Below are 25,770 nucleotides of genomic sequence, written 5' to 3'. Positions count from 1 at the left end.
TAGCGTTCGCGATCTTCGGCCGGGCATCCGATTCCCGCATCGGGCGGGGGGCCAGGCAAGATGGGGGCGTGACCCTCATCGATCAGCTGCCGCCGACCGCCGACCCCGACGCCCTGTACGAAGCCTTCGAGTCCTGGGCGCAGGAGCGCGGTCTCACGCTCTACCCCCATCAGGAGGAGGCGCTGATCGAGGTGGTCTCCGGTGCGAACGTGATCGTGTCGACGCCCACCGGTTCCGGCAAGAGCATGATCGCGGCGGGTGCCCATTTCGCCGCCCTGGCCCGCGACGAGGTCACCTTCTACACGGCACCGATCAAGGCGCTGGTGTCGGAGAAGTTCTTCGAGCTGTGCAAGCTGTTCGGCACCGAGAACGTCGGCATGCTCACTGGCGACGCCTCCGTCAACGCCGACGCCCCGGTGATCTGCTGCACGGCCGAGGTGCTCGCCTCGATCGCCCTGCGCGACGGGAAGAACGCGGACGTCGGCCAGGTCGTCATGGACGAGTTCCACTTCTACGCGGAGCCGGACCGTGGCTGGGCCTGGCAGATCCCCCTGCTGGAACTGCCGCAGGCGCAGTTCGTCCTCATGTCGGCCACGCTCGGCGACGTCTCCTTCTTCGAGAAGGACCTCACGCGCCGCACCGGCCGCCCCACCTCCGTGGTCCGCTCGGCGACCCGTCCGGTACCGCTGTCCTACGAGTACCGGTACACCCCGCTCACCGAGACGCTCACCGATCTGCTGGAGGCGCGGCAGGCCCCCGTGTACATCGTGCACTTCACGCAGGCGCAGGCCGTGGAGCGGGCGCAGGCGCTGATGAGCATCAACATGTGCTCGCGCGAGGAGAAGGACCGGATCGCCGAGCTGATCGGCAACTTCCGTTTCACCACCAAGTTCGGCCGCAACCTCTCGCGGTACGTCCGGCACGGCATCGGTGTCCACCACGCCGGCATGCTGCCGAAGTACCGGCGCCTGGTGGAGAAACTCGCGCAGGCGGGCCTGCTGAAGGTCATCTGCGGCACGGACACGCTCGGCGTGGGTGTCAACGTCCCCATCCGCACGGTGCTGTTCACGGCGCTGACCAAGTACGACGGCAGCCGGGTGCGCACGCTGCGCGCGCGTGAGTTCCACCAGATCGCGGGCCGGGCCGGCCGGGCGGGCTTCGACACGGAGGGCTTCGTCGTCGCCCAGGCCCCCGAGCATGTCATCGAGAACGAGAAGGCCCTCGCCAAGGCCGGTGACGACCCGAAAAAGCGCCGCAAGGTCGTCCGCAAGAAGGCGCCCGAGGGTTTCGTTGGGTGGACGGAACAGACCTTCGAGAAGCTCATCTCGTCCGAGCCGGAGCCGCTGACCTCCCGTTTCCGGGTGACGCACACGATGCTGCTGTCGGTGATCGCCCGGCCCGGCAACGCCTTCAGGGCGATGCGGCATCTGCTGGAGGACAACCACGAGCCGCGCAAGCAGCAGCTGCGGCACATCCGGCGGGCCATCGCCATCTACCGGTCGCTGCTGCACGGCGGCGTCGTCGAGACGCTGGACCAGCCGGACGCCGAGGGCCGCATCGTCCGCCTCACGGTGGACCTTCAGCAGGACTTCGCGCTGAACCAGCCGCTGTCCACGTTCGCCCTCGCCGCGTTCGAGCTGCTGGACCCCGAGTCGCCGTCGTACGCCCTGGACATGGTGTCCGTCGTGGAGTCCACGCTGGACGACCCGCGGCAGATCCTGGCCGCCCAGCAGAACAAGGCGCGCGGCGAGGCCGTGGCCGCGATGAAGGCGGACGGGGTCGAGTACGAGGAGCGCATGGAGCGTCTCCAGGACATCTCGTACCCGAAGCCGTTGGAGGAGCTGCTCTTCCACGCGTACAACACGTACCGCAAGAGCCACCCCTGGGTCGGTGACCATCCGCTGTCGCCGAAGTCGGTCGTCCGCGACATGTACGAGCGGGCGCTGTCCTTCACGGAGCTGGTGTCGTTCTACGAACTGGCCCGCACCGAGGGCATCGTGCTGCGCTACCTGGCCGGCGCCTACAAGGCCCTCGACCACACCATTCCCGACGACCTCAAGTCCGAGGACCTGCAGGATCTGATCGAGTGGCTGGGCGAGATGGTGCGCCAGGTCGACTCGAGCCTGCTGGACGAGTGGGAGCAGCTGGCCAACCCGGAGGAGATGACGGCCGAGGAGGCCCAGGAGAAGGCCGACGAGGTCAAGCCCGTCACCACAAACGCGCGTGCCTTCCGCGTGCTGGTCCGCAACGCGATGTTCCGCCGGGTCGAGCTCGCGGCGCTCGACCAGATCGAGGAGCTGGGCGAGATGGACGCCGAGACCGGCTGGGACGCCGAGGCGTGGGGCGAGGCGATGGACAAGTACTGGGACGAGTACGAGGAGCTGGGCACCGGTCCCGACGCCCGCGGGCCCAAGCTGCTGGTGATCCAGGAGGAGCCGCAGAACGGTCTGTGGCGCGTCCGCCAGATCTTCGACGACCCGAACGGCGACCACGACTGGGGCATCAGCGCGGAGGTCGACCTCGCCGCCTCCGACGCGGAGGGCCGTGCGATCGTGCGCGTCACCGACGTCGGCCAGTTGTGAGCACAGGAGATCGCCACCCATGACGAACCCGGCCGAGAGCCTTGTCGACCTGCTCGACCTGGAGCAGATCGAGGTCAACATCTTCCGTGGGCGCAGCCCGCAGGAGTCCTTGCAGCGGGTCTTCGGCGGCCAGGTCGCCGGGCAGGCGCTGGTCGCCGCCGGGCGTACCACGGAGGGCGATCGTCCTGTGCATTCGCTGCACGCGTACTTCCTGCGGCCCGGCCGGCCGGGCGTGCCGATCGTGTACCAGGTCGAGCGGGTACGGGACGGGCGGTCGTTCACCACCCGCCGGGTCAGCGCGGTGCAGCAGGGCCGCACGATCTTCAATCTCACCGCCTCCTTTCACAAGCCTGAACCGGGAAGTTTCGAGCACCAGCTGCCACCGGCCCGCGAGGTTCCGTCCCCCGAGTCGCTGCCGACGGTCGTGGACGAAATCCGGGAGCACTTGGGCGAGTTGCCGGAGCAGTTGCAGCGGATGGCCCGCCGTCAGCCCTTCGACATCCGCTATGTCGACCGGCTGCGCTGGACCGCCGAGGAGATCAAGGACGCCGATCCGCGCAGCGCCGTGTGGATGCGCGCGGTGGGCCCGCTGGGCGACGACCCACTGGTGCACACCTGCGCGCTGACCTACGCCAGCGACATGACGCTGCTGGACGCCGTGCGTATCCCCGTCGAGCCCCTGTGGGGTCCGCGAGGGTTCGACATGGCGTCGCTGGATCACGCGATGTGGTTTCACCGGCCATTCCGCGCGGACGAGTGGTTCCTGTACGACCAGGAGTCGCCGATCGCGACGGGCGGGCGGGGCCTGGCCCGGGGCCGGATCTACGACATCGAGGGGCGCCTGCTCGTGTCCGTCGTCCAGGAAGGGCTGTTCAGGGCGCTGTAGGCCGCGTTCCCCTGCGGCGCAGCCAGCCGCGCAGGCCGCGTGGCCTGTCCGCGCCAGCCGTGTCCTGTCGCGGCTCGGTGGTGCCCTGCCCCCGCGCGGCGAGGACCTGCACGGGCCCGGCGGTGTTCCGCTTCGTGTGCGGGCCTGCCGCAGCGGGCTTCTGTGCCGGACGGGGAGCGGGGTGGTGGGCCCGTGCTTCGTCCAGTGCCCGTACCAGGTCGGCGCGGAGCCAGCCGATCTCGTCCGGGTCGCGCGCGGTCATGATGTCCCGGGCGAGGCGTGCGGCCGGCGATCCGGGCGCGCCGTGAGTGGGGAGCACGGGCCGCAACCGGCTGACGTAGGCACGTTCGTAGGGATCCCTGACCGTCTCCGCCACCTGGACGGGATCGAGCAGACAGGTCACGGCGGCGGCACGGGCCCAGGGGTCGCCGTCGGCCTGGCGCAGCAGGAACCCGAGGTGGCGTCCCCGCCAGTTCCGCGGGCGCAGGTCGACTCCGGCCTCCGACTGGCTCCGCAGGCCTTCGGGTGTGCGGCCTTTCAGCAGCGGCGCGTTGTTCTCGTCGGCCGCGAACTGCTCGAGTTCTTCCGCAAGGTAGAGCCAGACGACGGCCCGGTACCGGTTCAGGTAGAACTTCACGGGCACGACGAGGCCCAGGCGGGCGAGGCGGGTGAACCTGCTTGGGGGCACGTCGAGGAGGGCCGCCCCGTCCTTGGTGCCGACGGCTGCGACGCGCTTGCGCAGCCCGGCCGGAAAGTCCTCCTCCGCACGCAGGCGCTCGATCTCCTCGCGGGCGACACGTCCGCCGCGCTCGTCGCGGACGGTCCTGATGCGGCCGAGGTGCACGGCGAGGTCGAACTCGCCCCGTTTCAGTTCCAGCTCTCGCGCGGCTCGGCTCGGCGAGAGCATGGTGGTCGTCGGTGCGGTGGCGGTTTTGCCGGTCATGGTCGGTCTCCCCCGTGGAGTGGACGGCCCGCCTGGTCGGGCGGCCTCGGGAAAAAACCGTAGCCGCTTGCGCGCATCTCGTGGCGAGCCTGTGGATAACTCCACGAGGCAGAGCAAAGGCGCAGGTCAGAGGTCCATGGGCGGCTTTCGTTCCGGATGCCGCGCGTCCACGTCGAGGTGCTCGCCGACCCGGTTCACGAGCAGGGTCATCTCGTAGGCGATCCGGCCGATGTCGACCTCCGCACCGCTCAGGACGCACAGGCAGCTGCCGGTGCCTGCCGCGGTGACGAACAGCACCGCGTCGTCGAACTCGATCATCGTCTGGCGCACGTCACCCGCGCCGAAGTGCCGCCCCGAGCCCTTGGCGAGGCTGTGCAGCCCGGACGACACGGCGGCGAGGTGTTCCGCGTCCTCGCGCCGCAGTCCCGTACTCGCCCCCGTCACCAGTCCGTCGTTGGACAGCACCAGTGCGTGCCGCACATGCGGGACGCGCTCGGTCAGGTCGTCCAGCAGCCAGCCGAGTCCCTTGGTCCGCGCCATGGTCCGGTCTCCCCGTGTTCTCCCCGTGCGATGTCTCCCCCTGACCGGAGGATCTCCCCAAGCCAGCCTTCCCCACCGTCTGGCTGCGGGCAAGGAGGATGGAGGCATGGCACAGAAGATGACCGACGACGAGTGGCGGGTGTTCGTCTCCCACGGCACCCGCACCGGAAAGCTCTCGACCGTTCGGGCTGACGGCAGCCCGCATGTGACGCCGATCTGGTTCCTGCTGGACGGGAACGAGGTGGTTTTCACCACCGGCAGGTCGACCGTCAAGGGGCGCAATCTCGCCCGTGACGGCCGGGTCGCCCTCTGCGTGGACGACGACCGGCCGCCGTTCGACTTCGTCGTGCTGCAGGGACGTGCCCGGCTCTCGGAGGAGCTTGCGGAGGTTCGGCACTGGGCGGCGCGGATCGGGGCGCGGTACATGGGCGAGGAGCGCGCCGAGGAGTTCGGCGCGCGCAACGGCGTTCCTGGCGAGCTTCTCGTCCGCGTCACGATCGACAAGGTCGTGGCTGAAAAGAACATCGCGGACTGACCCCCGTCGAGGCCGCGCCTCAGCCGACGGCACACGCGGGTGCGTGCGCTCCTGGGGTTGCCGGTCTTCGCCGCGTCGCCGCTGGAACGTTCCGTCGCACCGGTGTGCAGCAGGGCGGTGGGCAGCAGGACGACCGCGGTGGTGCAGCAGTGTGGCGAGGGCCGCAGGTGCACCGTGACGTCGTGCCGGGGCGCGAACCTGCTGACCACGGACAGGCCGAGCCGGTCGCTGTCGAACAGGTGCAACGCCTCGGACTGCGCGATGCGGCGGTTGGCCTGCGTGAGGAAGTCCCTGCCCATGCCGCGGTCTCTGTCCTCGACGCGGACGTAGTGCACGTGCCCGTGCAGCCGTACGGCGGCCATGCAGGTAGTGCGTGCTCACGACGCCGAGCCCGGTGCTGAGGCCGCCGATCAGCAGTGCCCGGCCGCGGTCACGGCTGTGGGCGGCGGCGAAGACGCCGCCGCTGACGACGGCCACGGCCACGAGCAGGCTCACGATGGTGAGCGGTACGTCGTGCCGGATGTCCGTGCCGCCGACACCGAAGCCGAGCAGGGCCACGAAGTGCATGGGCCAGATGCCGGTGCCGATGGCGGAGGCGGCGGTGAGGAGCCAGTTCCCCGGTCCGCCGCACCCCACGTTCCGGTACACGGGACCGCACGCTCCGTCCGCCGCGTCACACACCCGGGTGCGGCATCATGCGGGCATGAGCGACGACCACACGCACGTGCAGGAGTTCTTCACCGCCCGCGCCGCCGACTGGGACACCAAGTTCCCCGACGACGGCCCGGCCTTCGCGGCGGCCGTCGCCGATCTCGGGCTGCGCAAGGGCGACCGCGTGCTCGACGCGGGCTGCGGCACCGGCCGCGCCCTGCCGCCGCTGCGCTCCGCGGTGGGGCCCTCAGGGGTGGTCGTCGGCGCGGATCTGACACCGGCCATGCTCCAGGCCGCCGTACGGGCCGGACGGGATCGTGAGGGGCACCTGCTGCTCGCGGACGTGGCGGCCCTGCCGCTGCGTTCGGGGTCACTGGACGCCGTGTTCGCGGCGGGGCTGGTCGCGCATCTGCCGCACCCGCGCGAGAACCTGCGCGAGTTGGCGCGCGTGGTGCGCCCCGGGGGCAGACTGGCGCTGTTCCACCCGATCGGCAGGGCCGCGCTCGCCGCACGCCAGGGCCGCCGGGTCACCCCTGCCGACCTGCGGGCCGAACCGAATCTCCGTCCGCTGCTGGCGGCTTCGGGGTGGCGGATGACGTCGTACGTCGACGAGGACGCCCGGTTCCTCGCGCTGGCGGTCCGATCCGGCTGACGGCTTGCGGTCAGGCGCCTGCCGGCCCCGGACGGCATCAGACGACGACGGTCACTCGACGGCCGGCCCGTCGACGTGCCGGACGGGACAGCCGCGCACGCCGGGGACCGGGTGAGTGCCCAGGTCGTCGAGCCGGTAGCCGTCCGGGTAACTCTTGATCTCCCAGTTCTGGCGCGCGTGGTGCGGTTCGCGCCGCGGGGGCAGCAGACGGACGACGCGCCCCCGCAGCCGCACCGCACGGCGCACCAACGCGCGCGTGCCGGGCGCGGGCGGGGTGTAGCGGAAGGCCCGCAGCAGCGGCTCGTCGAGAAGGGCGAGCGTCGCCGTGCGCAGCAGCGGGCGCACCGGGCGCGGATACCAGGAACCCATCAGGTCGAGCGTGGCGTCCGACACCCTGCGGGCGCCCTCGTCCCAGTCGAAGTAAGCGGCTTCGTAGCTGTCGAGGCAGTCGGCGAACTCCTCGTAGGTGCCGGGGATGCCCTTGATGCCCAAGTGGCGGCCCAGGGTGCGGTAGTACACCGTGGAGGCGACGGTCTCGTGGCGCGAGAACCTGCGCCATCCGTAGGCGTCGATCCACCGCTTGGGCACCACGACGAACGTGCAGAGCACGTACCGCATGTCGTCGTTGCTGATGTCGTAGCTGCGGTGCATCCGGTTGATGCGGCGGATCGCGGTCGTGCCCTGCGGGCTGCCGAAGCCGTGTTCCACGATCGCGTCGAGTAGCAGCGACGTGTCGTCGTACCGCTTCTGGGTGCGGTCGGTCAGTTCCGCCGTTTCGGCCAGCAGGCGGCCGATGGAGGGCACCGCGTACGTGCGGTAGAGGGCCAGTTCGAGAGCGCGGGTGAAGTCCCACGGGAACTCGTATGCCGAGGAGAGCCGGTAGATCTCCGAGGCGTCCTCGTACGGATCCATCCGCCGGATCTGCTCCAGCCGAGCGTAGCGCTGCACCGCGTCGTCCCCCTTCTGCCGCCGGGTCTCCAACTCTACGTTGAGCAGTGAGGGAGGTACGGTCGGCAACAACGGCGGTGACATGAGGGACGGTGGTCGGCATGTTCGGCAGGCTCCGCAGGTCCTGGGCGGAACGGGTCAGTGCCCGGCGCACGGAGAGGGACACCGGCCGGGAAAAAGGCGCGCACAATCTCTTCGAAGCCGCCGCTGTCTACGTCTCGGCGTCCGCGGAGGACGACCGGGAGCGGATGGACGAGGCCGCGGAATGGGTGTCTCCGGAGGCCCTGTCGTTCGGGGTCAGTGAGCTCGCGTGCCGGGCCGTCATCGCGCTCGCCCGGGAGCGCGGGCAGTCTCCGCAGGCCGTGGCGCGCGCCCTCCTGGGGCTGCCGGCGGCCTGATGCGGGGACCCGCCGCACGGCCGACGCGGCCTGTCCAGCCGGAAAGCCGCAGCTCCGGATGGGCCTGGGAGTCGTGACAAGGGCGTTCCCGGCGCATTAGGGTGCGCGCCGTTGGACGAACCGATGGGGAGGCTGGGATGGCCGGGACGGATGAGAACGCCGTCGCCGCCGAGGACGATGCGCTCTATGTGCTCACGGCGGTGCTGCTGACGCCGGCGAAGTTCCCGAGTGTGCTGGGCGACGACTACCCGGAGGCGTGCGCCGCGCTCGGTCTCCCCCCGCTTGCCGACGGCTACGGCCTGGTGCTGGGCCAGGACGGCGACGGCGCCAGGTGGACCGTGGTGGTGGACGACGTGTCGCTGGTCGCCGTGGCCATCGCCTCCTGGGACTGCGGCATGGAGTACGACCTGTCGCCGGACGAGCGCAGCGTCGTCGCCGCCCTGCCCGGCTGGCCCCTCGCGGTCGCCGTCGCGGCGCCGAACGTGCCTCCGCCGCACGATCCCGCCCCCGAGCTCACGGACCGTGCCCCGCTGTCACCGCCGGACACCTCGATCTGGGGTCCGGCGCAGCGCCGCCTGGGGGCCGACGAGATAGCGCTGCAGTGGGCGGCGTGGCGGGAGCAGATCGACGACGCGGAGTTCGTGGGTGCGGAGGGTGTCCTTTCGGAGGCTGCTGCGACAGCCCCGGAGGGTGCCGCTTCGGAGGCTGCTGTGACAGCCCCGGAGGGTGCCGCTTCGGAGGCTGCTACGACAGCCCCGGAGGATGCCTCCCAGGGCCGGGCAGCTGCCGCGGGGGCGTCCGAGGCGTCGGTCGAGGCCGGGCAGGGCGCTCCCGAGGGGCCCAGGGGACACGGCGGAATTCGGCGGGTCCTCGCCGAGGCCAGGGCCTACGTCGACTCGCCGCCGCCCCTCGGCCGGGTCCGGTCGTCGTTCGCACCGGGTGACGCGCGGACGCTGCGTGCCGACGGCCCCGGCTGGTCGCTGGTGGCCAGGACCGACGACATCGCGTTCGTCCTGCTGGACGAGGAACCCGGCGAGGTCCTGCCCGTGGGCCGCGGCCCGGAACTGCCCGGTCTGCTGGAAGCGCTCGACAAGATGGCGGTACGGCCCAGCTGAGCGAGGTGGCGGTAGGGCCCGGTTGGACAAGCCGGCCTGTACGGCCCGACTGAGCCCGATGGCGGTACGGCCCGGCTGCGCCTCCCGTTCATCGGCCGCCGCACCACGACCGTCGTTCAGCGGCCGTCATTCAGCGGCCGTCGTCGGGGTCGATCAGCAGCGCCTCCGTCGCGGTGTCCGGGTCCCGGTGGGCCCGCAGCGCGTCGAGTTCGGCCCGCCACGGCTCGTCCCAGTCGGCCGCCCGGCCGGCGCCGTGCACGAGGTGCAGCGCGAGCCGGCCCGCCACCCCGGTGCCGCGGGCCCGCAGGAACCGCGCCGCCATGAGTGCGGCATCTCGCACGCGTGCGTGCCGGAAGTCCACGGACGGGTGCTCCACTGCCGGCAGCCGGCCCGGCGCCGCCTCGCACAACCGCAGCAGCCGGTCCCACCGTCGCTCGTCGTGCCTGCCGTGCCGTACGGCGTCCAGGGCCGTGTCCCGGCCGAGCCACGCGGCGTCGGCGTGCAGTCCGGCCTCCTCCAGGGCGTCGGCCAGTTCCTCCAGCACTTCCGGTGTCGTGCGAACCGTCTGGTGCGGGCGCAGGGCGTCCACACACGCGTGCAGCCGCCGCAGCGCGTCGGCGCGGGCCCGTGGGTCCTGGGAGCGGGCACGTTCGGCGAGCGTCCGGAAGGCGTGGGCGGCGACCGACCCGGCCGCCGGGCCGGACAGCCCGCCGAGCAGCCAGCGTGCGGCGGCCTGCCACACCCTGCGGGAACGCCCCGCATCGGTGACGAGTCCGGCGAGCACGCCTGTCGGATCGGCCGACCACGACGGCAAGACCGCACACACGGCGACGACGGTCTCCTCGTCGCCCTCTGCGACGAGGAGCATCAGGAACATCGTGTAGGCCTCCGCCACGGCGTCCGAACCCATCTGCACACGCGCGTGCACCACCGCGTCGCGGACGGCTGGTTCGTGGACCGCGCCGAGGAGCCGGTCGGCCGCGGCGGCGCGGTCGATCCGGGGCAGCAGCGCACCGGCCAGCGAGGCCCGTACGTCGGGATGCTGCCCGAGGGTGTCCCAGGCGGTGAGGAGCGCCTCGAAGGCGTCTTCGCCGGGCAGCGCGCCCAGCGTCCGGGCGGCCTCCTTGCGGGCGCCGACCGGGGCGTCCACGGTGGCCGCCACGGATCCCAGCAGTGTCACGGCGTCGGTGACCGGGAGCTGTTCGAGCAGGCGCCGGAGGGCGGTCATCGCGGCCCGGCCGCGCACGCCGCCGGTCGCCGCGTGCCGCAGCAGCAGGTCGCGCAGGTCCGCCGCGTCCCCGTCCGGCTGCCCGGTGGTCTCACCGAGCACCGCGAGTGCCGTCGCCGCGACCGGCTGGGGCCCGTCGTCGGCGAGCGACGCCAGCCGTGCCGGGTGTCTGACGTGCCTCACGGCACGGGTGCGCATGTGCAGAGGCGCGGTGTCGTCCTCGGCCACGCGCGCGTGGTGCTCGTGCCACGCGTCGGCCTGGGCCGGAAGCCAGCGGCCGGTGACGCCGGGTGGCAGGCACGACGTCCACGGGACGGCTGCGCGAGTACGGAGCCTGCCCGTCATCCCGTCCCCCGCGGCGGCGATGACGAGGTCCAGCAGATCCGTCCGGCGGGCCGCGACGGTCTCCTGAACGAGAGGCACGGCCACCAGGGACGGGTCCACGGCGAGCAGCTCACCGCAGCGCTGTTCACGCAGGTGCGAGGGTCGTACCCAGGCCGCCGCGGCGCGGGCCACGAGCCGTGGGTGTTCGCCCTGGACCGCGATGTTCCCGACCTCGGCGTCGAGGCCGGGCAGCGCGGCCAAGTGCGGTCCGAGCAGCTCGGCGAGGGTGATCACCGTCGCCGGGCGGCGTACTGCCTCTGTGCGCGATGCCGCCGCCCAGACGGCCCGGGCGCCCTCCTCGTCCACCCGCAGCGGGGCCGGCGACGTGGTGGGGCGAGGCACGGCGGCGAACTCGCCGAGCAGGCCGGCGGCGTATGCCGCGCGCTCCGCCCTGCCCTGCGCGGCGGCCCGTTGAATCACGCGGTACAGCAACCGTTCCGCCGCGCTCAGGGTGGCGGCCGTCGAGTCCCGGGACTGGACGGCGGTGAGGACGGCGTCGCGCAGCACACGGTCGGGCAGCGCGGAGAGCAGCCGGGGGGCCACGCCCGCGAGCTGCCGCAGGGCGGTGCCCCGCACCTCGTCCCGGTCGTGCCAGGCCCGTTCGCAGTCGAGGGCGACCCGCGCGAACTGCTCGGGATCGCCTGCCAGTTCTGCGCAGGCCAGCAGAGCGGGCCAGGCGGCGGCGCGGAGGTGCGCGCGGTGGTTGTCCGCCAGGTCGCGCAGCAGGGGCTCACCGTCGGCCAAGGGCAGGGCCACGGCTAGCCGGGCCCGGCCCCCCGGACTGCGAGCGGCCTTTTTCATGCGCGGCAGCAACAGCGCCGCGCGGTCGGCGGGGTCGAGCGCCGCCAAGGTGGCGAGCGGTGCTCCGCGCAGCCCTCGGCCTGCTTGCACGCGGGCTTCGGCGACGCGGCGCCGCTCGGCGGGAGGCAGCAGCATGAGGAACCCGTCGGGCGCCACGTCGTAGTGGTGGAGCGCCCGTCCCCGGCTTCCGGTGGCCGGGCAGTACCCGGCGAGCGCCGCGAGGTCCGCCGTGGGCAGGTCACGCAGGGTGCGGCGCAGGGCGGGCGGCAACGCACCGGCCTGGACGGGGCGCTGCGGGCGCTGCCCCTCGGCGTCCGGCCGGGCCGCGCGCAGGAGCGTCAGGGCCTCGGCGGGCCGGTACAGCGCGGCGCGGACCGCGAGGGGCGTGAGGAGGTCGGGGGCGCGGGCCAGCAGCACGAGGGCGGCGTCGGGATCACGGCGGGCCGCGAGCGACGCCACGGCGCGATACCGGTTGGCGAAGCCGTACGCCTGCCGGGGCCTCTGTCGCTGGCGTTGCGCCGCCAGATGGGCGGCGACGGCGCGGGGTGCGGTGCGGGCCAGGGAGTTGAGGATGCCGGGGCCCGGTTCGACGCGAGGCAGCCAGGCGCTCACGGTCTCCGCGGGGCAGGCGGGCAGGAGAGCAGCCGCTTCCCGCGACCCGTGCCGTTCGTGGACGGTGGGCAGCAGCCGGGCGGCGAGTTCCCGGCGGCGGCTGCGTGCGAGGAGCTGGTAGGTGTCGTGACGGATCGCCCTGACCTCGCTCAAGGCGAGGCGCACCAGGGCTGGTTCGGGAACGGGCAGGCGGACGGCGGCAGCGCGGGCGCGGCGGCCGAGGAGGGGGTCGTCGAGGGCCTGGCTCACCCGGTCCAGGTCACGCCGTACGACGGCCAGGAACAGCGCGGTGTGCCGTTCGTCGGCGTCACCGGCGTCGAGGGTGCGGCGCAGCGTCTCGTAGGCGTGCGGGGTGAGAGTGCGGGCGTAGCGTGCCAGGGCAGCCGTCCGTGCCGGGAACGGCAGCGGGTCGAAGTGGGCCCTCAGCCAGGCCGGCGTCAGGGGCGCGGGCTGGGTGTCGGGCTGTCGGGACGGCGTCCGGGACGCCTCGTGTCGGGCCATCAGCGCTCACCGTGGAGCCGCTGGGCCTCCTTTCCGTGCTTCATGCCCGGCATGATCGCGGTGTGCCGGTCCTCGGCGCAAACGATTTCGGCCTCCGGCCGCTCCCCCGGTCGGCGCATGGCCGTTTTCGCCGTCATCCAGGACGCGCGGATCTGTCGATGACCTCCTCAGCAGCCGACTTCGTCTCGCTCGCTGTGATGAACCCCTATGTGCTGACGCAATTCCATGTGGCCCCGGCCCATGGATGAGGCGGTGGGGTGCCCGCACCATGGGGCAGCCCTCGATCCCAGTTTTCATTTTTCCGCCCTCTCCCCTTGTCGCGTTCCGCTCCGGAGGCCCAGATGCGTCTGTCCCCAGGTGTTCCGTTCGTCGTCGCCGTACTCACGGCGGCGGCTCTCACCGGTCCGGCGCCCGCCGCTGCCGCACCCGTGGGTGAGGCCTCCTGCGCGCAGCACGAACGTCTGCGCGTGCCGGGCGCCGCCCATCTGCGCAGTGCGTGTCTGGCCGATCTGACCACCACGGGTCTGGCCGGCACGCCCTACACCGACCCGGCCGACCAGGCGGGTCTCACGGCCACCGGCACACGGCTTCCGTCCGGGGTGCCGGGGATCCAGCTCGACGGCTACTTTCCCGACACCTCGCGCTTCAACGCCACGCACGGCTGGCAGCACGACGCGCAGTTCGTGATCCGGCTGCCCGAGCGCTGGAACGGCGGTCTCGTCGTCACCGGCGCACCGGGCACGCGCAAGCAGTACGCGACGGACAAGGCGATCTCCGACCAGGTGCTCGCGCGGGGCTACGCCTACGCCGCGACCGACAAGGGAAACAGCGGGACCGACTTCTACCGCGACGGCGACCGGCCGGGTGACGCCGTCGCGGAGTGGAACACACGCACCACGGAGCTCACGCGGGCGGCCCGGCGGGTGGTGGCCCAGCGCTACGGGCACGCCCCGCGCCGGACGTACATCACCGGCATCTCCAACGGCGGCTACCTCACCCGCTGGCAGCTGGAGAACCACCCGGAGCTGTACGACGGCGGTGTGGACTGGGAGGGCGCCCTGTGGACCAAGCACGGCCCCAACCTGCTCACGTCCCTGCCGGCGACGGTGGCGCGGATGCAGGGCACCGCACGGGACGAGGACCTGTACAGGGCGGGCTTCGCGCGGGGTTCGGAGTTCCTGTGGCCGTACCACGAGAAGGTGTACTGGGGCCTCACGCAGAAGATCTACCGCGCCGAGTTCGACCCGGCGTACGACCCGACGTGTCCTGGCGCCTCAGCCGGGACCACGCTGGAGCAGATCCTCGCGCCGTGCGCCTCCGACGCGTCGTACGACTACGCGTCACGCCCCGACGCCGTGCACCGTGCCGTGTCCCGCGTGGCGCTGACCGGGCGCATCGGCAGGCCGCTGATCACGTTGCACGGTGACATGGACGCGCTGCTGCCCAAAGCCGCCGATTCCGACGTGTACGCGCGCATGGTCGACGCGAGCGGGCGGGGCCGACTGCACCGCTACTACGGCATCGAGGGCGGTACGCATGTCGACGGGCTGTACGACACGTATCCCGACCGGCTGCGGCCGATCCTGCCCTGCCACCGGTCGGCGTTCGACGCGCTGACCGCCTGGGTGGAGCGGGGCACCCCGCCGCCCGCGGACCACACGGTGGGCAGGCCCGCGAGCGGCGATGCAGTGAACTCCTGTGCCCTGGACGGCGCCGCGCAGCGTTAGGGCGTCAGCGGCCTATCTCCCTGCGGTTGACCCGGCGCAGCCTGCGACGCTGCGAGGGGTCGAGGGCGAGGTATGCGGCGGCCGGGACTCCCAGGACGATCAAAAGCGCGGCCCACCAGGGCAGCCAGATCAGCAGGATGAGCCCGGCCGCCACACCCCCCGCGGCGATCTTGGCGTTCTTCGACATGAGCGTCGCCTCCTTCGCGGCCTTTGCCGCTCTCAGTCTGAAAAACGGCCGCGCGCTCCGCGCGGTTCCAGTCTGCGACCCTGAGCCGTCCCTGAGGCCGGACCCTGACGGGCATCGGGGGCACACCTATTCAGTGACCCACGTCACTCCTAAATCATGCGGGACGACCGCGATCGGTGCTGTACTGTCGGCGACTCCGCCCAGTAGTCAAATTTGAGGAATGCGCCATCGCCGTGCAGCAGTCTTCTGTGGCAACCCGCTCCGAGATCTCCGCACTGGCCCGTTGCTGTGCCGTCTTCGTTCCCGGTGATCCCGCCCGCACGGGCCGGGTCGCCTTCTGGCGTCCCGACGGCGAATCGCCCCCGGCCGTCCCTGCCGGATCGGCCGAGGACCTGGACGTCGTCGTACCCGACGGCGACGGCGTGGAGGTCGTGACCGTACCCGCCGTCGTGTTGCCGGTGCGTGCGGCCCTGCCCGTCCTCACGCGCGTGCGTGCCGGCGGGGAGGGCCACCCGGCAGCCGCGTTCTGGGCCACGGTCGCCGTGCACGCCCTGCATGTCGTGGCGCGCGGGCTGCTGCTGCCCGGCCTGTCCCCCGCCGACCACGACGCCTGGCGCGCCGGCCCGCTGCACGCCGAGGACCTGGAGCGGGTGCGGAGTCTCGCCGCCTCGATGCCGCCCGAGGCCCACGCCGTGCCCGTGCCCGGCAGCGGGCCCCTTCTGCTGCCCGGTCCCGAACGGCTGCTGCGCGCCTTCCTGGACGCCGTGGCGGACGCGCTGCCCCGCTCCCCCGCCGCGCCGCTCGTCACGGGCGGCCCCGCCTACGCGGCGCCCGAGCCACAGCCCATGCCGGACCAACGCGCATGGGCCGCCGACGTGGCCGCGGGTCACGACACGGGCGTACGGCTCTCCCTGCGGGTCGAGGTGCCCGGCCTGGGGACGACGGCGACGGACGACACGGCCGTGGCGTTCCGGGCCGTGCTGCAGGTGCACAGTGTGAGCGATCCCGCGCTGGTCGCGGACGCCGCCGAGGTGTGGGGCGGCACCGCGGGCGAGACGTTCGGGCCGCGTGCCCGGCTCGGCGCCCTGCTGGCGCTGCGCCGTGCCGCCCGGGCCTGGCCCCCGCTCGCGCCCCTGCTGTCGGCCGCCGTGCCCGACGCCGTCGAACTCGCCGATGACGAGATCACCGAACTCCTCTCGGCGGGCACGCGCGTGCTGGCCGCCGCCGGAGTCGACGTGCACTGGCCGAAGGACCTCGTCCGGGAGCTCACCGCGGACGTCGAGGTCGGTCCGCCCGGCGGCGGACCGCGGCCGGGCAAGGCCGCCTCCGAGCTGCCGTCGTTTCTGTCCGCCGACGCGCTGCTCGCCTTCACCTGGCGCTACGCACTGGGCGGCCGGCAGCTCACGCACGCGGAGCTGGACCGGCTCGCCGAGGCCACCCGCCCCTTGGTACGGCTGCGCGACCAGTGGGTCCTGGTCGACCCGCAGGAGGTGCGACGGGCCCGCGACCGGCAGGACGGCACGATCACGCCCGTCGACGCGCTCGGCGCCGCCCTGACCGGCTCGACGGAGGTCGACGGCCACCGCGTCGAGGTACGCCCTACCGGATGGCTGGCCACCCTGCGGGAACGGCTCGCGCAACCCGAGCGACAGGAGCCCGTCCCGCAGCCCGACGCCCTCACGGCCACGCTGCGGGACTACCAGCGACGGGGCCTGAACTGGCTCGCCCGTATGACGTCGCTGGGGCTGGGCTGCTGCCTCGCCGACGACATGGGACTCGGCAAGACCATCACGCTGATCGCCCTGCACCTGCACCGGCAGACCGACCCGTCGGCCGCCGGGCCCACGCTCGTGGTGTGCCCGACGTCCCTGATGGGCAACTGGCAGCGGGAGATCGAGAGGTTCGCGCCCGGCACGCGCGTGCGCCGCTTCCACGGCGCGCACCGCACCCTGGAGGACCTCGCGGACGGCGAGTTCGTGCTCACCACGTACGGCACGATGCGGCTGGACGCCGAACGGCTGGCCGCGCTGACGTGGGGCATGGTCGTCGCGGACGAGGCGCAGCATGTGAAGAACCCCTACTCGGCCACCGCACGGCAGTTGCGCACCATCGGCGCACGCGCACGCGTGGCGCTCACCGGCACCCCGGTGGAGAACAACCTCTCGGAGCTGTGGGCGATCCTCGACTGGACGACGCCGGGGCTGCTCGGCCGGCTCGGCACGTTCCGCGCCCGGTACGCGCAGGCCGTCGAGGGCGGCCAGGATCCCGCCGCCGCGGAGCGGCTCGCCCGGCTCGTCCGGCCCTTCCTGCTCAGGCGCCGCAAGTCGGATCCCGGCATCGCGCCGGAACTGCCGCCGAAGACCGAGACGGACCACCCGGTGTCCCTCACCCAGGAGCAGGCGGGCCTGTACGAGGCCGTGGTGCGCGAGGCGCTCGCCGAGATCTCCGGGGCCGGCAGCATGGCCCGGCGCGGGCTGATCGTGAAGCTGCTGACCGGGCTGAAACAGATCTGCAACCACCCGGCGCAGTTCCTCAAGGAGGAGCGGCCCAGGATCGTGGGGCGCTCCGGGAAGCTGGAGCTTCTGGACGAGCTGCTCGACACCATCCTCGCCGAGGACGCGGCCGTGCTCGTCTTCACGCAGTACGTGCGGATGGCGCGTCTGCTCGAACAGCACCTGGCGGCGCGCGGGGTGGACTCGCAGTTCCTGCACGGCGGGACGCCCGTCGCCGACCGCGAGACGATGGTGCGCCGCTTCCAGGAGGGCGAGGTCCCCGTTTTCCTGCTGTCGTTGAAGGCGGCGGGCACCGGCCTGAACCTGACGCGCGCCGAACACGTCGTGCACTACGACCGCTGGTGGAACCCGGCCGTCGAAGCGCAGGCCACCGACCGCGCGTACCGCATCGGGCAGACCCGGCCGGTGCAGGTGCACCGGCTGATCGCCGAGGGAACCATCGAGGACCGCATCGCGGACATGCTGAGCCGCAAGAAGGAACTGGCCGACGCGGTGCTCGGTGCGGGCGAGTCGGCGCTGACCGAGCTGTCCGACGCGGAACTGGCCGATCTGGTGGAGCTGCGAGGGGGCACGCGTTGAGCGAGTACGACGGTCACCCGGAACGCACCTTCGCGGCGCTGCCTCCCGCGCGCGGGAAGGGATTCGCGCAGACGTGGTGGGGCCACGCCTGGCTGAAAGCCCTGGAGGACACGGCACTGGACTCGGCGCAGCTGAAGGCGGGCCGCCGCCTCGCACGCGCGGGTGCCGTCGGCGCGGTGTCGGTGCGGCCCGGCCGGATCACCGCCGTCGTCCAGGACCGCGACCGCACGGCGCACCGGGCCGACGTCTTGCTGGAGCAGCTGTCCGGCGAGCAGTGGGAGCGCCTGCTGGACATGGCCGTCGAGCGGGCCGGGCACGTCGCGGCGCTGCTGGAGCGGGAGATGCCGCCCCATCTGGTCGAGGACGTGGCGCACGCCGGTGCCGAGCTGCTGCCGGGCCTGGGCGACCTGGAGCCGCAGTGCGAGTGCGGCGCCTGGGACCACTGCGCGCACACCGCCGCGCTCTGCTACCAGATGGCGCGGCTGATGGACCAGGACCCGTTCGTGCTGCTGCTGATGCGCGGACGCGGCGAACAGGCGGTCCTGGACGGCCTCCAGACCCGCAGCGGCACACCCTCCGCCGACTCCCACCGGCCGGAAGGAGTCGACGCGGCGGAGGCCTACGCGACGGGCGGTGCCCTGCCGCCGCTGCCCGCCCTGCCGGAGCTTCCCGAGGTGCCCGGTGTGCCGCCGCCCCTGGACACCGAGGCGGCGCCGGCGCCCGGTGTCGATCCGGCCGCGCTGGAGTACCTGGCCGCCCGGACCGCCGCGGAGGCCCACCGTCTGCTCGGGGAGGCGTTGCGCCCGGGGCACGACCTGCGGGCACCGGAGGCCGAGCTGACTGTGGCGCAGGACGCGGCGCGCCTGGCCGCGGGTGACCCGGACGAATCCGTGGCGGATCGCCTCGCCGACGGGCGCGACCGGGACGGCCTGACGCTGGCGGCACGCGCGTGGCGGCAAGGAGGCGTGACCGAGCTGTCCGTGCTGGAGGACGAGTGGGCGGTGGAGGGCGAGGCCCTCGCACGCGCGCGTGCCGCGCTGGACGCGGCCTGGGAGGAGGACGAGCGGCCACCGCTGCACCCCCGGGCCAACCGGTGGACCGTCGTCGGCTCCGCCCTTCAGCTGCGGCTCGGCAGGGACGGTCGCTGGTGGCCCTACCGTGAGGTGGGCGGCCGATGGGTACCGGCGGGCGCCGCGTCCCAGGACCCGGCGACAGCGCTGGCGGAGGCGGAGCGGCCGACGCCGGGTTGAGTCTCCGTGGTCGTACACCACGACGGCGAGGGGCCGCCCCCAAACTGATCTCGCTGCGCAGCCCCGCGCCATGACAGCGGCCTGGAAGCGACGACCACGCACGTGCGCGTGCCGCGCAGGCCATGGCGTCTCGCCACGGAGGGCCGGGACACGTCGAGCGACGCGTCCCGGCCCTTCCCGTCCCCAGTGACCTGCTCCGGAGACCTGACGAGGCCTGGATCCGCCCCGGAGACCTACCGCCCGACGGCTCAGCGAGCGCCGAGGAGGTGGTCCATGGCCAGCTGGTCCAGACGCTCGAAGGCCATGCCGCGGGCCGCGGCGGCGTCGACGTCGAACTCCTCGAACGCCGACCGGTCCGCGAGCAGGGCCTCCAGACCGTCGGCGGCGGTGGGCTGGGCCAGCTGGTCCAGGCGGGCCGCGCGCAGCGCCTCCTGCACCTCGGGGTTGGCGCGGAACGCGGCGGCGCGCTCCTTGAGCATCAGGTAGTTCCGCATGCAGCCGGCGGCCGACGCCCACACGCCGTCGAAGTCCTCGGTCCGCGGCGGCTTGAAGTCGAAGTGCTTCGGCCCGGCGTATCCGGCGGACTCCAGCAGGTCGACCAGCCAGAACGCGGCCCGCAGGTCACCGGCGCCGAAGCGCAGGTCCTGGTCGTACTTGATGCCGGACTGGCCGTTGAGGTCGATGTGGAACAGCTTGCCCGCCCACAGCGCCTGCGCGATGCCGTGCGGGAAGTTCAGGCCGGCCATCTGCTCGTGCCCGACCTCGGGGTTGACGCCGAACAGTTCCGGGCGCTCCAGCTTCTCGATGAACGCCAGCGCGTGTCCGACGGTCGGCAGCAGGATGTCGCCGCGCGGCTCGTTCGGCTTGGGCTCGATCGCGAACTTCAGGTCGTAGCCCTGGCTCGTGACGTAGTCCGCGAGCAGGTCGAAGGCCTCCTTCATGCGGTCCAGGGCGTCGCGCACGTCCTTGGCGGCACCGGACTCGGCGCCCTCGCGGCCGCCCCACGCCACATAGGTCTCGGCGCCCAGCTCGACCGCGAGGTCGATGTTGCGGATGGTCTTGCGCAGCGCGTAGCGGCGCACGTCGCGGTCGTTGGCGGTGAACGCGCCGTCCTTGAACACCGGGTGGGTGAACAGGTTGGTGGTGGCCATCGGCACGCGCATGCCGGTCGCGTCGAGCGCCTGGCGGAACCGCTTGACGATGCCCTCGCGCTCGGCGTCCGAGGAGCCGAAGGGGATCAGGTCGTCGTCGTGGAAGGTCACGCCGTAGGCGCCCAGCTCGGACAGGCGCTGCACCGACTCGACCGGGTCGAGGGCGGCGCGGGTGGCGTCGCCGAAGGGGTCCCGTCCCTGCCAGCCGACGGTCCACAGACCGAAGGTGAACCTGTCGTCGGGGGTGGGCTGGTAGCTCATGCCGCGGCTCCTTGCTCGCTGAGACTATTTCGTCATGGCGCTTTACAAATTAGTATGCGGACGCACCTCTGGGAAGGGACACGATGTCCCCGAGGGGCGCCGCCGGGGCTCGCAGAAGCCCAGGCGTCCGCAAAACCCCAGGTCACAAGCCCGCTGAGCCGCGGAAAAAGGGAGAAACCCGATGTCAGCAGCCGAGGGTCCGCTCGTCGTCGGGGTGGACACGTCCACCCAGTCCACCAAGGCGCTGGTCGTCGATGTGGCCACCGGCCGGGTCGTCGCGAGCGGCCAGGCGCCGCACACCGTGTCCTCGGGCACGGGCCGTGAGAGCGATCCGCGCCAGTGGTGGGACGCCCTGCGCGAGGCGCTGCGCCAGTGCGGTGACGCGGCGCACGAGGCCGCCGCGGTGTCGATCGGCGGTCAGCAGCACGGTCTCGTCACCCTGGACGAGCGGGGCGAGCCGGTGCGCCCCGCCCTGCTGTGGAACGACGTGCGCTCCGCGCCCCAGGCGCGCCGCCTGACGGAGGAGCTGGGCGGCGCCGAGTTCTGGGCCGAGCGCACCGGATTGGTTCCGGCGGCGTCGTTCACGGTCACGAAGTGGGCCTGGCTCGCCGAGCACGAGCCGGACGCGGTCCACGCGACCCGAGCGGTGCGTCTGCCCCACGACTACCTGACCGAGCGGCTCACGGGGCAGGGCACGACCGACCGCGGTGACGTCTCCGGCACCGGCTGGTGGGCGTCCGGCACGGAGGCGTACGACGAGGAGATCCTCGCGCACGTCGGCCTCGATCCCGCCCTGCTGCCGCGTGTGGTGCGGCCCGGGGAGGTGGCGGGCACCGTGCGCGACGGCCACGACCTGCCGTTCTCCAAGGGCACCCTGGTCGCCTGCGGCACCGGTGACAACGCGGCTGCCGCCCTGGGTCTCGGGGTGGGCCCCGGCACGCCGGTGATGAGCCTCGGCACGTCGGGAACGGTGTACGCGGTGTCGCGGCGGCGGCCCGTCGACCCGACCGGCACGGTGGCGGGCTTCGCCGACGCGCGCGGGGACTGGCTGCCGCTGGCCTGCACGCTCAACTGCACTCTGGCCGTCGACCGGGTGGCGAGCCTGCTGGGCCTGGACCGCGAGGCCGTGGAGCCCGGCACCTCGGTCACGCTGCTGCCCTACCTGGACGGCGAGCGCACCCCGAACCTGCCGAACGCCTCCGGTCTGCTGCACGGCCTGCGCCACGACACGACCGCCGGCCAGCTCCTGCAGGCGGCGTACGACGGCGCGGTGCACTCGCTGCTGGGCGCTCTCGACCTGGTCCTCGACGAGGACGCGGACCGGTCGGCCCCGCTGCTGCTGATCGGCGGCGGCGCCCGCGGCACCGCCTGGCAGCAGACCGTACGGCGGCTGTCGGGCCGCCCCGTGCAGATCCCCGAGGCCAAGGAGCTGGTCGCGCTCGGCGCCGCCGCGCAGGCGGCCGGACTGCTGACCGGCGAGGACCCGGCCGCCGTCGCCCGCCGCTGGAACACCGCCGCCGGGCCGGTGCTCGACGCCGTGGAGCGGGACGAGGCGGCGCTGGCCAGGATCGCCGGGGTACTCTCCGACGCGGCCCCGCTGCTGGAGCGGCGCACGGACTGAGGACTGACGCAGGCATGACCGCACCGCTGCACGAGGCGCACCCCGCCGGTCCCGGACGCCGCACCCCGGACACCCAGCAGGGCATGCGTCGCCGCAACCTCGCCCGGGTGCTGCACACCGTCAGCGCCGAAGGGCCGCTGTCGCGCGCCGCCGTCGCCTCGCGCATCGGGCTGACCCGTGCCGCGGTGTCGACCCTCGTGGACGAGCTGATCCGCTCCGGGCTGCTCGAGGAACTGGGGCCCGAGCGGCCGGGCCGGGTCGGCCGTCCCGGGTCCGCACTGGCGGTCAGCGGACGCGGCCCGGCCGGGATAGGCGCCGAAGTGGGGGTCGATCACCTCGCGGTGTGCGCGGTCGACCTGCGCGGGCACATACGCGCGCGTGCCGTGCACCACGGCACGAACCGCGACCGGGCGCCCGGACCGGTCCTCGCGGAACTCACCGAGCTGGTGGACCGGGTCGTCGCCGAGGCGCAGGGCGAGGGCCTGTGGCCGGCCGGGCTCGCCGTCGCCGTACCGGGCCTGGTGGCACGCGACGCCCGGACCGTGGTCCGCGCCCCGAACCTCGACTGGCACGACACGGACCTCGGCGCCCTGCTGCCCGTCAGGTTCCCGCTGACCGTGGGCAACGAGGCCAACTTCGGCGCGCTCGCCGAGCTGTGGCTCGGGGACGGCACCCCGCGGGACTTCCTGCACGTGTCGGCCGAGATCGGCATTGGTGGCGCGGTGGTCGTGGACGGACGGCCACTGAGCGGAACCCGCGGTTTCGCGGGCGAGCTGGGCCATGTGCCCGTGCGGCCCGACGGGCCCGCGTGCCCGTGCGGCGGGCGGGGCTGCCTGGAGCAGTACGCCGGTGAGGAGGCGGTGCTGCGCGCGGCCGGCCTGGAGCCCGGTGAGGACCGGGTCGGGCTGCTCGCGGACCGCGCCGCGGCGGGCGACGAGGACGTACGCCGTGCCCTGCGCGAGGCCGGTACGGTGCTCGGCATCGCCCTCACGGGAGCGGTCAACCTGCTCGACCCGCAGGGTGTGGTGCTGGGTGGCGCGCTGGCCGGGCTCGCGCCCTGGCTGCTTCCGTCACTGCGGGAGGAACTCGCCCGGCGCACGGCGGGACCGGCCTGCCCGGTCGCCGTGTCCCGGCTCGGCCCGGAAGGGCCGCTGCTGGGCGCGGCGCACTCCGTGGTGCGGGCGGTGCTGGACGATCCGGCGTCGGTGGCGGAACGGGCCTGACCAGCCGTCCGTTCCCGCTCGATCCGCAGCTCAACCACCCGATCGGGTGAGGCAGTTATCCACAATCGGGCCGTCGTCCACGGCTGGGAGCGACCCACTTCTGCCCGACCGGCGGGCGCCGTAACGTGATTCCCGCGAGCCGCAGCCCGCCGGGACCCGGGGGCTGTCTCGACGCCCTTTCCCACCGGTCCTCGGCAGAACGGAACCGCGCAGCGATGAGCGACCCCCGCATCCTGACCGTGCGGCCCGAACCCGGCGAGTTCGCCTGGACGTTCGGCGGCGCACCACCCGTGGCACGCATCGCGCCCGGCACCGTCCTCGACCTGTACACGGAGGACTGCTTCGGCGGCCGGGTGCGCTCCGAGAAGGACCTGGTGTCCGAGGTCTGCGAGTTCCCCTTCCTCAACCCGCAGACCGGCCCCTTCCACGTCGAGGGCGCCGAGCCCGGGGACACCGTGGCCGTCCACTTCGTGTCGATCGAGCCGGCCCGCGACTGGGCGGCGTCCACCACGGTCCCCCTGTTCGGCGCGCTCACTTCCACGCCCACCACGGCCACGCTGCAACCCCCTCTGCCGGAGACCGTGTGGATCTGGCAGCTGGACCGGACCCGGCGCACGGCGCTGTTCCGGGCCCGCGACAGCGACATCGAGGCCGAGCTGCCCATGGACCCCATGCACGGCACCGTGGGGGTGGCCCCCGCCAACCTGGAGGTCCGCTCGGCCCTGGTGCCCGACGCCCACGGCGGGAACATGGACACCCCGGAGATGCGGGTCGGCGTCACCTGCTACCTGGGGGTGAACGTCGAGGGCGCGCTGCTGAGCCTCGGCGACGGGCACGCCCGGCAGGGCGAGGGAGAGACCTGCGGGGTCGCCGTCGAGTGCGCGATGAACACGGTGGTGATCGTCGAGCTCCTCAAGGGAATCGCCACACCCTGGCCGCGCATCGAGTCGGACACGCACATCATCTCGACGGGATCGGCGCGCCCCCTGGAGGACGCCTTCCGCATATCCCAGCTCGACCTGGTGCGGTGGCTGGTGCGCGACTACGGGTTCGGGGAGCTGGACGCCTACCAGTTCGCCACCCAGGCCGTGGAGTCCCCGCTGGCCAACGTGTGCGACACGAACTACACGTGCGTGGCCAAGCTCCGCAAGGAGTGGCTGCCCGCGCGCGAGACGCACCGGGGCCTGCACGCCCAGTTGCGCGCGACGGCGTCGGGGTTGCGCGGCTGAACCGCCCTTCGTCTCCTTCGTCGTACGCAAGCCCACGCCTCGGGTACGGGCCGCCGGACGGAACACCCGAGACTCGGGTACGGCCCGCCGCGCAACACCGGCGCCTCGGGGACGCCCCGCCGTCACAACACCCGGGAGCGCTGATGCCATGCCGTACGCAGCACCGGGGACTCCGGTACGCCCCGCCGGACACGACACCCGCCCCTCGGGACCGCCATGCCGTGAAGCCAGGCTCGGGCGAAACGACTGAAGCGGCGTCATACGGGATGACGCCCGCCCGAAGCATTGTCCGCACAGACACCCGGAGCAACCATGCCATCGACCGCACAACCGGCTCACGGTGCCCGTCGAACCCGACGTCGCGGTCGTGGAGCGGCGGCTGGAGACGGGGGCGGTCACGGGGGCCGCGGCGGCGTACGCCGGCCGCTGCTGCCCGGGTCCCAGGCACCGGCGGTACGGCTGCGGCGCCGTCTTGCCGACGGACTGCGCACGGCGCTGATCGCCCGCGGCGACCCGGATTTGCTGGCGGACTGGGCGCACGCGCCGTGGGGCGAGGACGATCTGGAGGTGTGGCGCGCGCTCGCGGCGGTACGCCGATCGCGAGGGTCGCCGCCACCACGGCGGCGACCCCGGATCACCGGCGATGTCTTCGTGGAGGGGAGGGGGAAGTCGCACCGCAGGTCTTCATCGATTCACCCTGTCAATGCGTGGCAGGTCCCCTCAGGTGCGGGTCCAGCGTTGGTTGCTGCCGTTCGAGCAGGAGTAGAGCTGGATCAGGGTGCCGTTGGCGGTGCCGCCTGCGACGGCGTCGAGGCAGAGGCCGGACTGGACGCCGACGATGGTTCCGTCGGAGTTGAGGCGCCATTTCTGGTTGTTGCCGGCCCAGCAGCTGTAGATCTGGACTTTGGCACCGTTGCCGGTGCCGGCGGCGTCCAGGCACTTGTTGCCGTAGACCCTGAGCTCGCCGGCGGCGGTGTGCGTCCACTGCTGGTTGGTGCCGTTGTGGCAGTCCCACAGCTGGAGCTGGATGCCGTCGGTGGTGCTGGTGCCGGGCACGTCCAGGCAGCGGCCCGAACCGACGCTCTTGATCGGCCCGGAGTCCGAAGGGGGCGTGGAGGAGCCGCCGTTGAGTGCGTTGAGGACGGCGGTGTAGGCGGGCTTCTTGCTGCCGTCGTTGTTGAACAGCAGCGGCGTGTGCTCCGGCCGCCAGGAGTCGGTGTCGCGCACGCCCCAGACGGTGATGCCGAGGCAGC

General features: G+C 72.9%; 19 protein-coding genes and 2 pseudogenes. 13 read left to right on the top strand and 8 right to left on the bottom strand.

What is annotated here, in order from left to right:
- Positions 1–68 precede the first annotated feature (68 nt).
- Together AB0M97_RS25630 and AB0M97_RS25625 are read left to right on the top strand one after the other, a co-directional pair.
- Positions 69–2,582, top strand: a complete 2,514-nt coding sequence (locus tag AB0M97_RS25630; RefSeq protein WP_365963326.1) for a DUF3516 domain-containing protein — start codon at positions 69–71, stop codon at positions 2,580–2,582.
- A gap of 19 nt (positions 2,583–2,601) precedes the next feature.
- On the top strand, positions 2,602–3,468 hold the full coding sequence (locus AB0M97_RS25625) for an acyl-CoA thioesterase II (protein WP_365963325.1): 867 nt from the start codon (positions 2,602–2,604) through the stop codon (positions 3,466–3,468).
- Here the strand turns inward: AB0M97_RS25625 and AB0M97_RS25620 are convergent.
- Positions 3,455–4,411, bottom strand: coding sequence for a DUF6397 family protein (locus tag AB0M97_RS25620; protein WP_365963324.1), 957 nt, complete (start codon positions 4,409–4,411; stop codon positions 3,455–3,457). The two genes, AB0M97_RS25625 and AB0M97_RS25620, sit on opposite strands and share 14 nt — an antisense overlap.
- Before the next feature lie 126 nt (positions 4,412–4,537).
- Positions 4,538–4,951, bottom strand: coding sequence for a roadblock/LC7 domain-containing protein (locus AB0M97_RS25615; protein ID WP_365963363.1), 414 nt, complete (start codon positions 4,949–4,951; stop codon positions 4,538–4,540).
- Positions 4,952–5,057: 106 nt separating this feature from the next.
- Between AB0M97_RS25615 and AB0M97_RS25610 the strand changes: the two genes are divergently transcribed.
- On the top strand, positions 5,058–5,486 hold the full coding sequence (locus tag AB0M97_RS25610; RefSeq protein WP_365963362.1) for a PPOX class F420-dependent oxidoreductase: 429 nt from the start codon (positions 5,058–5,060) through the stop codon (positions 5,484–5,486).
- A 326-nt stretch (positions 5,487–5,812) separates the two neighbouring features.
- Here the strand turns inward: AB0M97_RS25610 and AB0M97_RS25605 are convergent.
- Positions 5,813–6,101: pseudogene (locus AB0M97_RS25605) on the bottom strand (MHYT domain-containing protein); the annotation flags it as partial.
- Positions 6,102–6,189: 88 nt separating this feature from the next.
- Between AB0M97_RS25605 and AB0M97_RS25600 the strand changes: the two are divergent.
- The gene (locus tag AB0M97_RS25600; RefSeq protein ID WP_365963323.1) at positions 6,190–6,789 is read left to right on the top strand and encodes a class I SAM-dependent methyltransferase; all 600 of its coding nucleotides are present in this window, start codon (positions 6,190–6,192) and stop codon (positions 6,787–6,789) included.
- Positions 6,790–6,840: 51 nt separating this feature from the next.
- On the opposite strand, the gene AB0M97_RS25595 is transcribed toward AB0M97_RS25600, so the two are convergent.
- Complete coding sequence (locus tag AB0M97_RS25595) at positions 6,841–7,737, bottom strand: oxygenase MpaB family protein (protein WP_365963322.1); 897 nt, start codon at positions 7,735–7,737, stop codon at positions 6,841–6,843.
- A gap of 101 nt (positions 7,738–7,838) precedes the next feature.
- Between AB0M97_RS25595 and AB0M97_RS25590 the strand changes: the two genes are divergently transcribed.
- Together AB0M97_RS25590 and AB0M97_RS25585 are read left to right on the top strand one after the other, a co-directional pair.
- Positions 7,839–8,135 (top strand): hypothetical protein, encoded by a 297-nt coding sequence (locus AB0M97_RS25590; RefSeq protein ID WP_365963321.1) that lies wholly within the window; start codon positions 7,839–7,841, stop codon positions 8,133–8,135.
- Between the two features lie 137 nt (positions 8,136–8,272).
- Positions 8,273–9,250, top strand: a complete 978-nt coding sequence (locus tag AB0M97_RS25585; RefSeq protein ID WP_365963320.1) for a hypothetical protein — start codon at positions 8,273–8,275, stop codon at positions 9,248–9,250.
- Positions 9,251–9,380: 130 nt separating this feature from the next.
- Here AB0M97_RS25585 and AB0M97_RS25580 read toward each other — a convergent pair whose 3' ends face one another.
- Positions 9,381–12,776 (bottom strand): hypothetical protein, encoded by a 3,396-nt coding sequence (locus tag AB0M97_RS25580; RefSeq protein ID WP_365963319.1) that lies wholly within the window; start codon positions 12,774–12,776, stop codon positions 9,381–9,383.
- Positions 12,777–13,117: 341 nt separating this feature from the next.
- Between AB0M97_RS25580 and AB0M97_RS25575 the strand changes: the two genes are divergently transcribed.
- Complete coding sequence (locus tag AB0M97_RS25575; protein ID WP_365963318.1) at positions 13,118–14,503, top strand: tannase/feruloyl esterase family alpha/beta hydrolase; 1,386 nt, start codon at positions 13,118–13,120, stop codon at positions 14,501–14,503.
- 4 nt (positions 14,504–14,507) lie between these two features.
- Here AB0M97_RS25575 and AB0M97_RS25570 read toward each other — a convergent pair whose 3' ends face one another.
- Complete coding sequence (locus AB0M97_RS25570) at positions 14,508–14,690, bottom strand: hypothetical protein (protein ID WP_365963317.1); 183 nt, start codon at positions 14,688–14,690, stop codon at positions 14,508–14,510.
- Between the two features lie 233 nt (positions 14,691–14,923).
- Here AB0M97_RS25570 and AB0M97_RS25565 point away from each other — a divergent pair, with 233 nt between their 5' ends.
- Together AB0M97_RS25565 and AB0M97_RS25560 are read left to right on the top strand one after the other, a co-directional pair.
- Positions 14,924–17,782, top strand: coding sequence for a DEAD/DEAH box helicase (locus tag AB0M97_RS25565; RefSeq protein ID WP_365963316.1), 2,859 nt, complete (start codon positions 14,924–14,926; stop codon positions 17,780–17,782).
- Positions 17,779–19,032, top strand: coding sequence for an SWF or SNF family helicase (locus AB0M97_RS25560; protein WP_365963315.1), 1,254 nt, complete (start codon positions 17,779–17,781; stop codon positions 19,030–19,032). Before AB0M97_RS25565 ends, AB0M97_RS25560 begins: the two co-directional genes overlap by 4 nt.
- A 248-nt stretch (positions 19,033–19,280) precedes the next feature.
- Here the strand turns inward: AB0M97_RS25560 and xylA are convergent, their stop codons facing one another.
- Positions 19,281–20,444 carry a xylose isomerase gene (gene xylA / locus AB0M97_RS25555; RefSeq protein WP_365963314.1) on the bottom strand — a complete coding sequence of 388 codons (1,164 nt, stop codon included), beginning with the start codon at positions 20,442–20,444 and terminating at the stop codon, positions 19,281–19,283.
- Positions 20,445–20,625: 181 nt separating this feature from the next.
- Here xylA and xylB point away from each other — a divergent pair, with 181 nt between their 5' ends.
- The 4 genes and pseudogenes from xylB to AB0M97_RS25535 all read left to right on the top strand — a co-directional run.
- The gene (gene xylB, locus AB0M97_RS25550) at positions 20,626–22,065 is read left to right on the top strand and encodes a xylulokinase (protein ID WP_365963313.1); all 1,440 of its coding nucleotides are present in this window, start codon (positions 20,626–20,628) and stop codon (positions 22,063–22,065) included.
- Positions 22,066–22,079: 14 nt separating this feature from the next.
- A complete protein-coding gene (locus tag AB0M97_RS25545; protein WP_365963312.1) occupies positions 22,080–23,288 on the top strand; it encodes an ROK family transcriptional regulator in 1,209 nt (402 codons plus the stop codon).
- 215 nt (positions 23,289–23,503) lie between these two features.
- Positions 23,504–24,517 carry an acetamidase/formamidase family protein gene (locus tag AB0M97_RS25540; protein WP_365963311.1) on the top strand — a complete coding sequence of 338 codons (1,014 nt, stop codon included), beginning with the start codon at positions 23,504–23,506 and terminating at the stop codon, positions 24,515–24,517.
- A 319-nt stretch (positions 24,518–24,836) separates the two neighbouring features.
- A pseudogene (locus AB0M97_RS25535) lies at positions 24,837–25,111 on the top strand (transcriptional regulator); the annotation flags it as partial.
- A gap of 126 nt (positions 25,112–25,237) precedes the next feature.
- On the opposite strand, the gene AB0M97_RS25530 reads toward AB0M97_RS25535, so the two are convergent.
- Positions 25,238–25,770, bottom strand: a 533-nt coding sequence (locus AB0M97_RS25530; protein WP_365963310.1) for a ricin-type beta-trefoil lectin domain protein, incomplete at its 5' end; no start/stop codon positions are given.

The organism is Streptomyces sp. NPDC051207 (genome assembly GCF_040682395.1).
In the GTDB taxonomy this organism is placed as follows: domain Bacteria; phylum Actinomycetota; class Actinomycetes; order Streptomycetales; family Streptomycetaceae; genus Streptomyces.
This window is presented reverse-complemented; position numbering and strand designations above follow the sequence as displayed.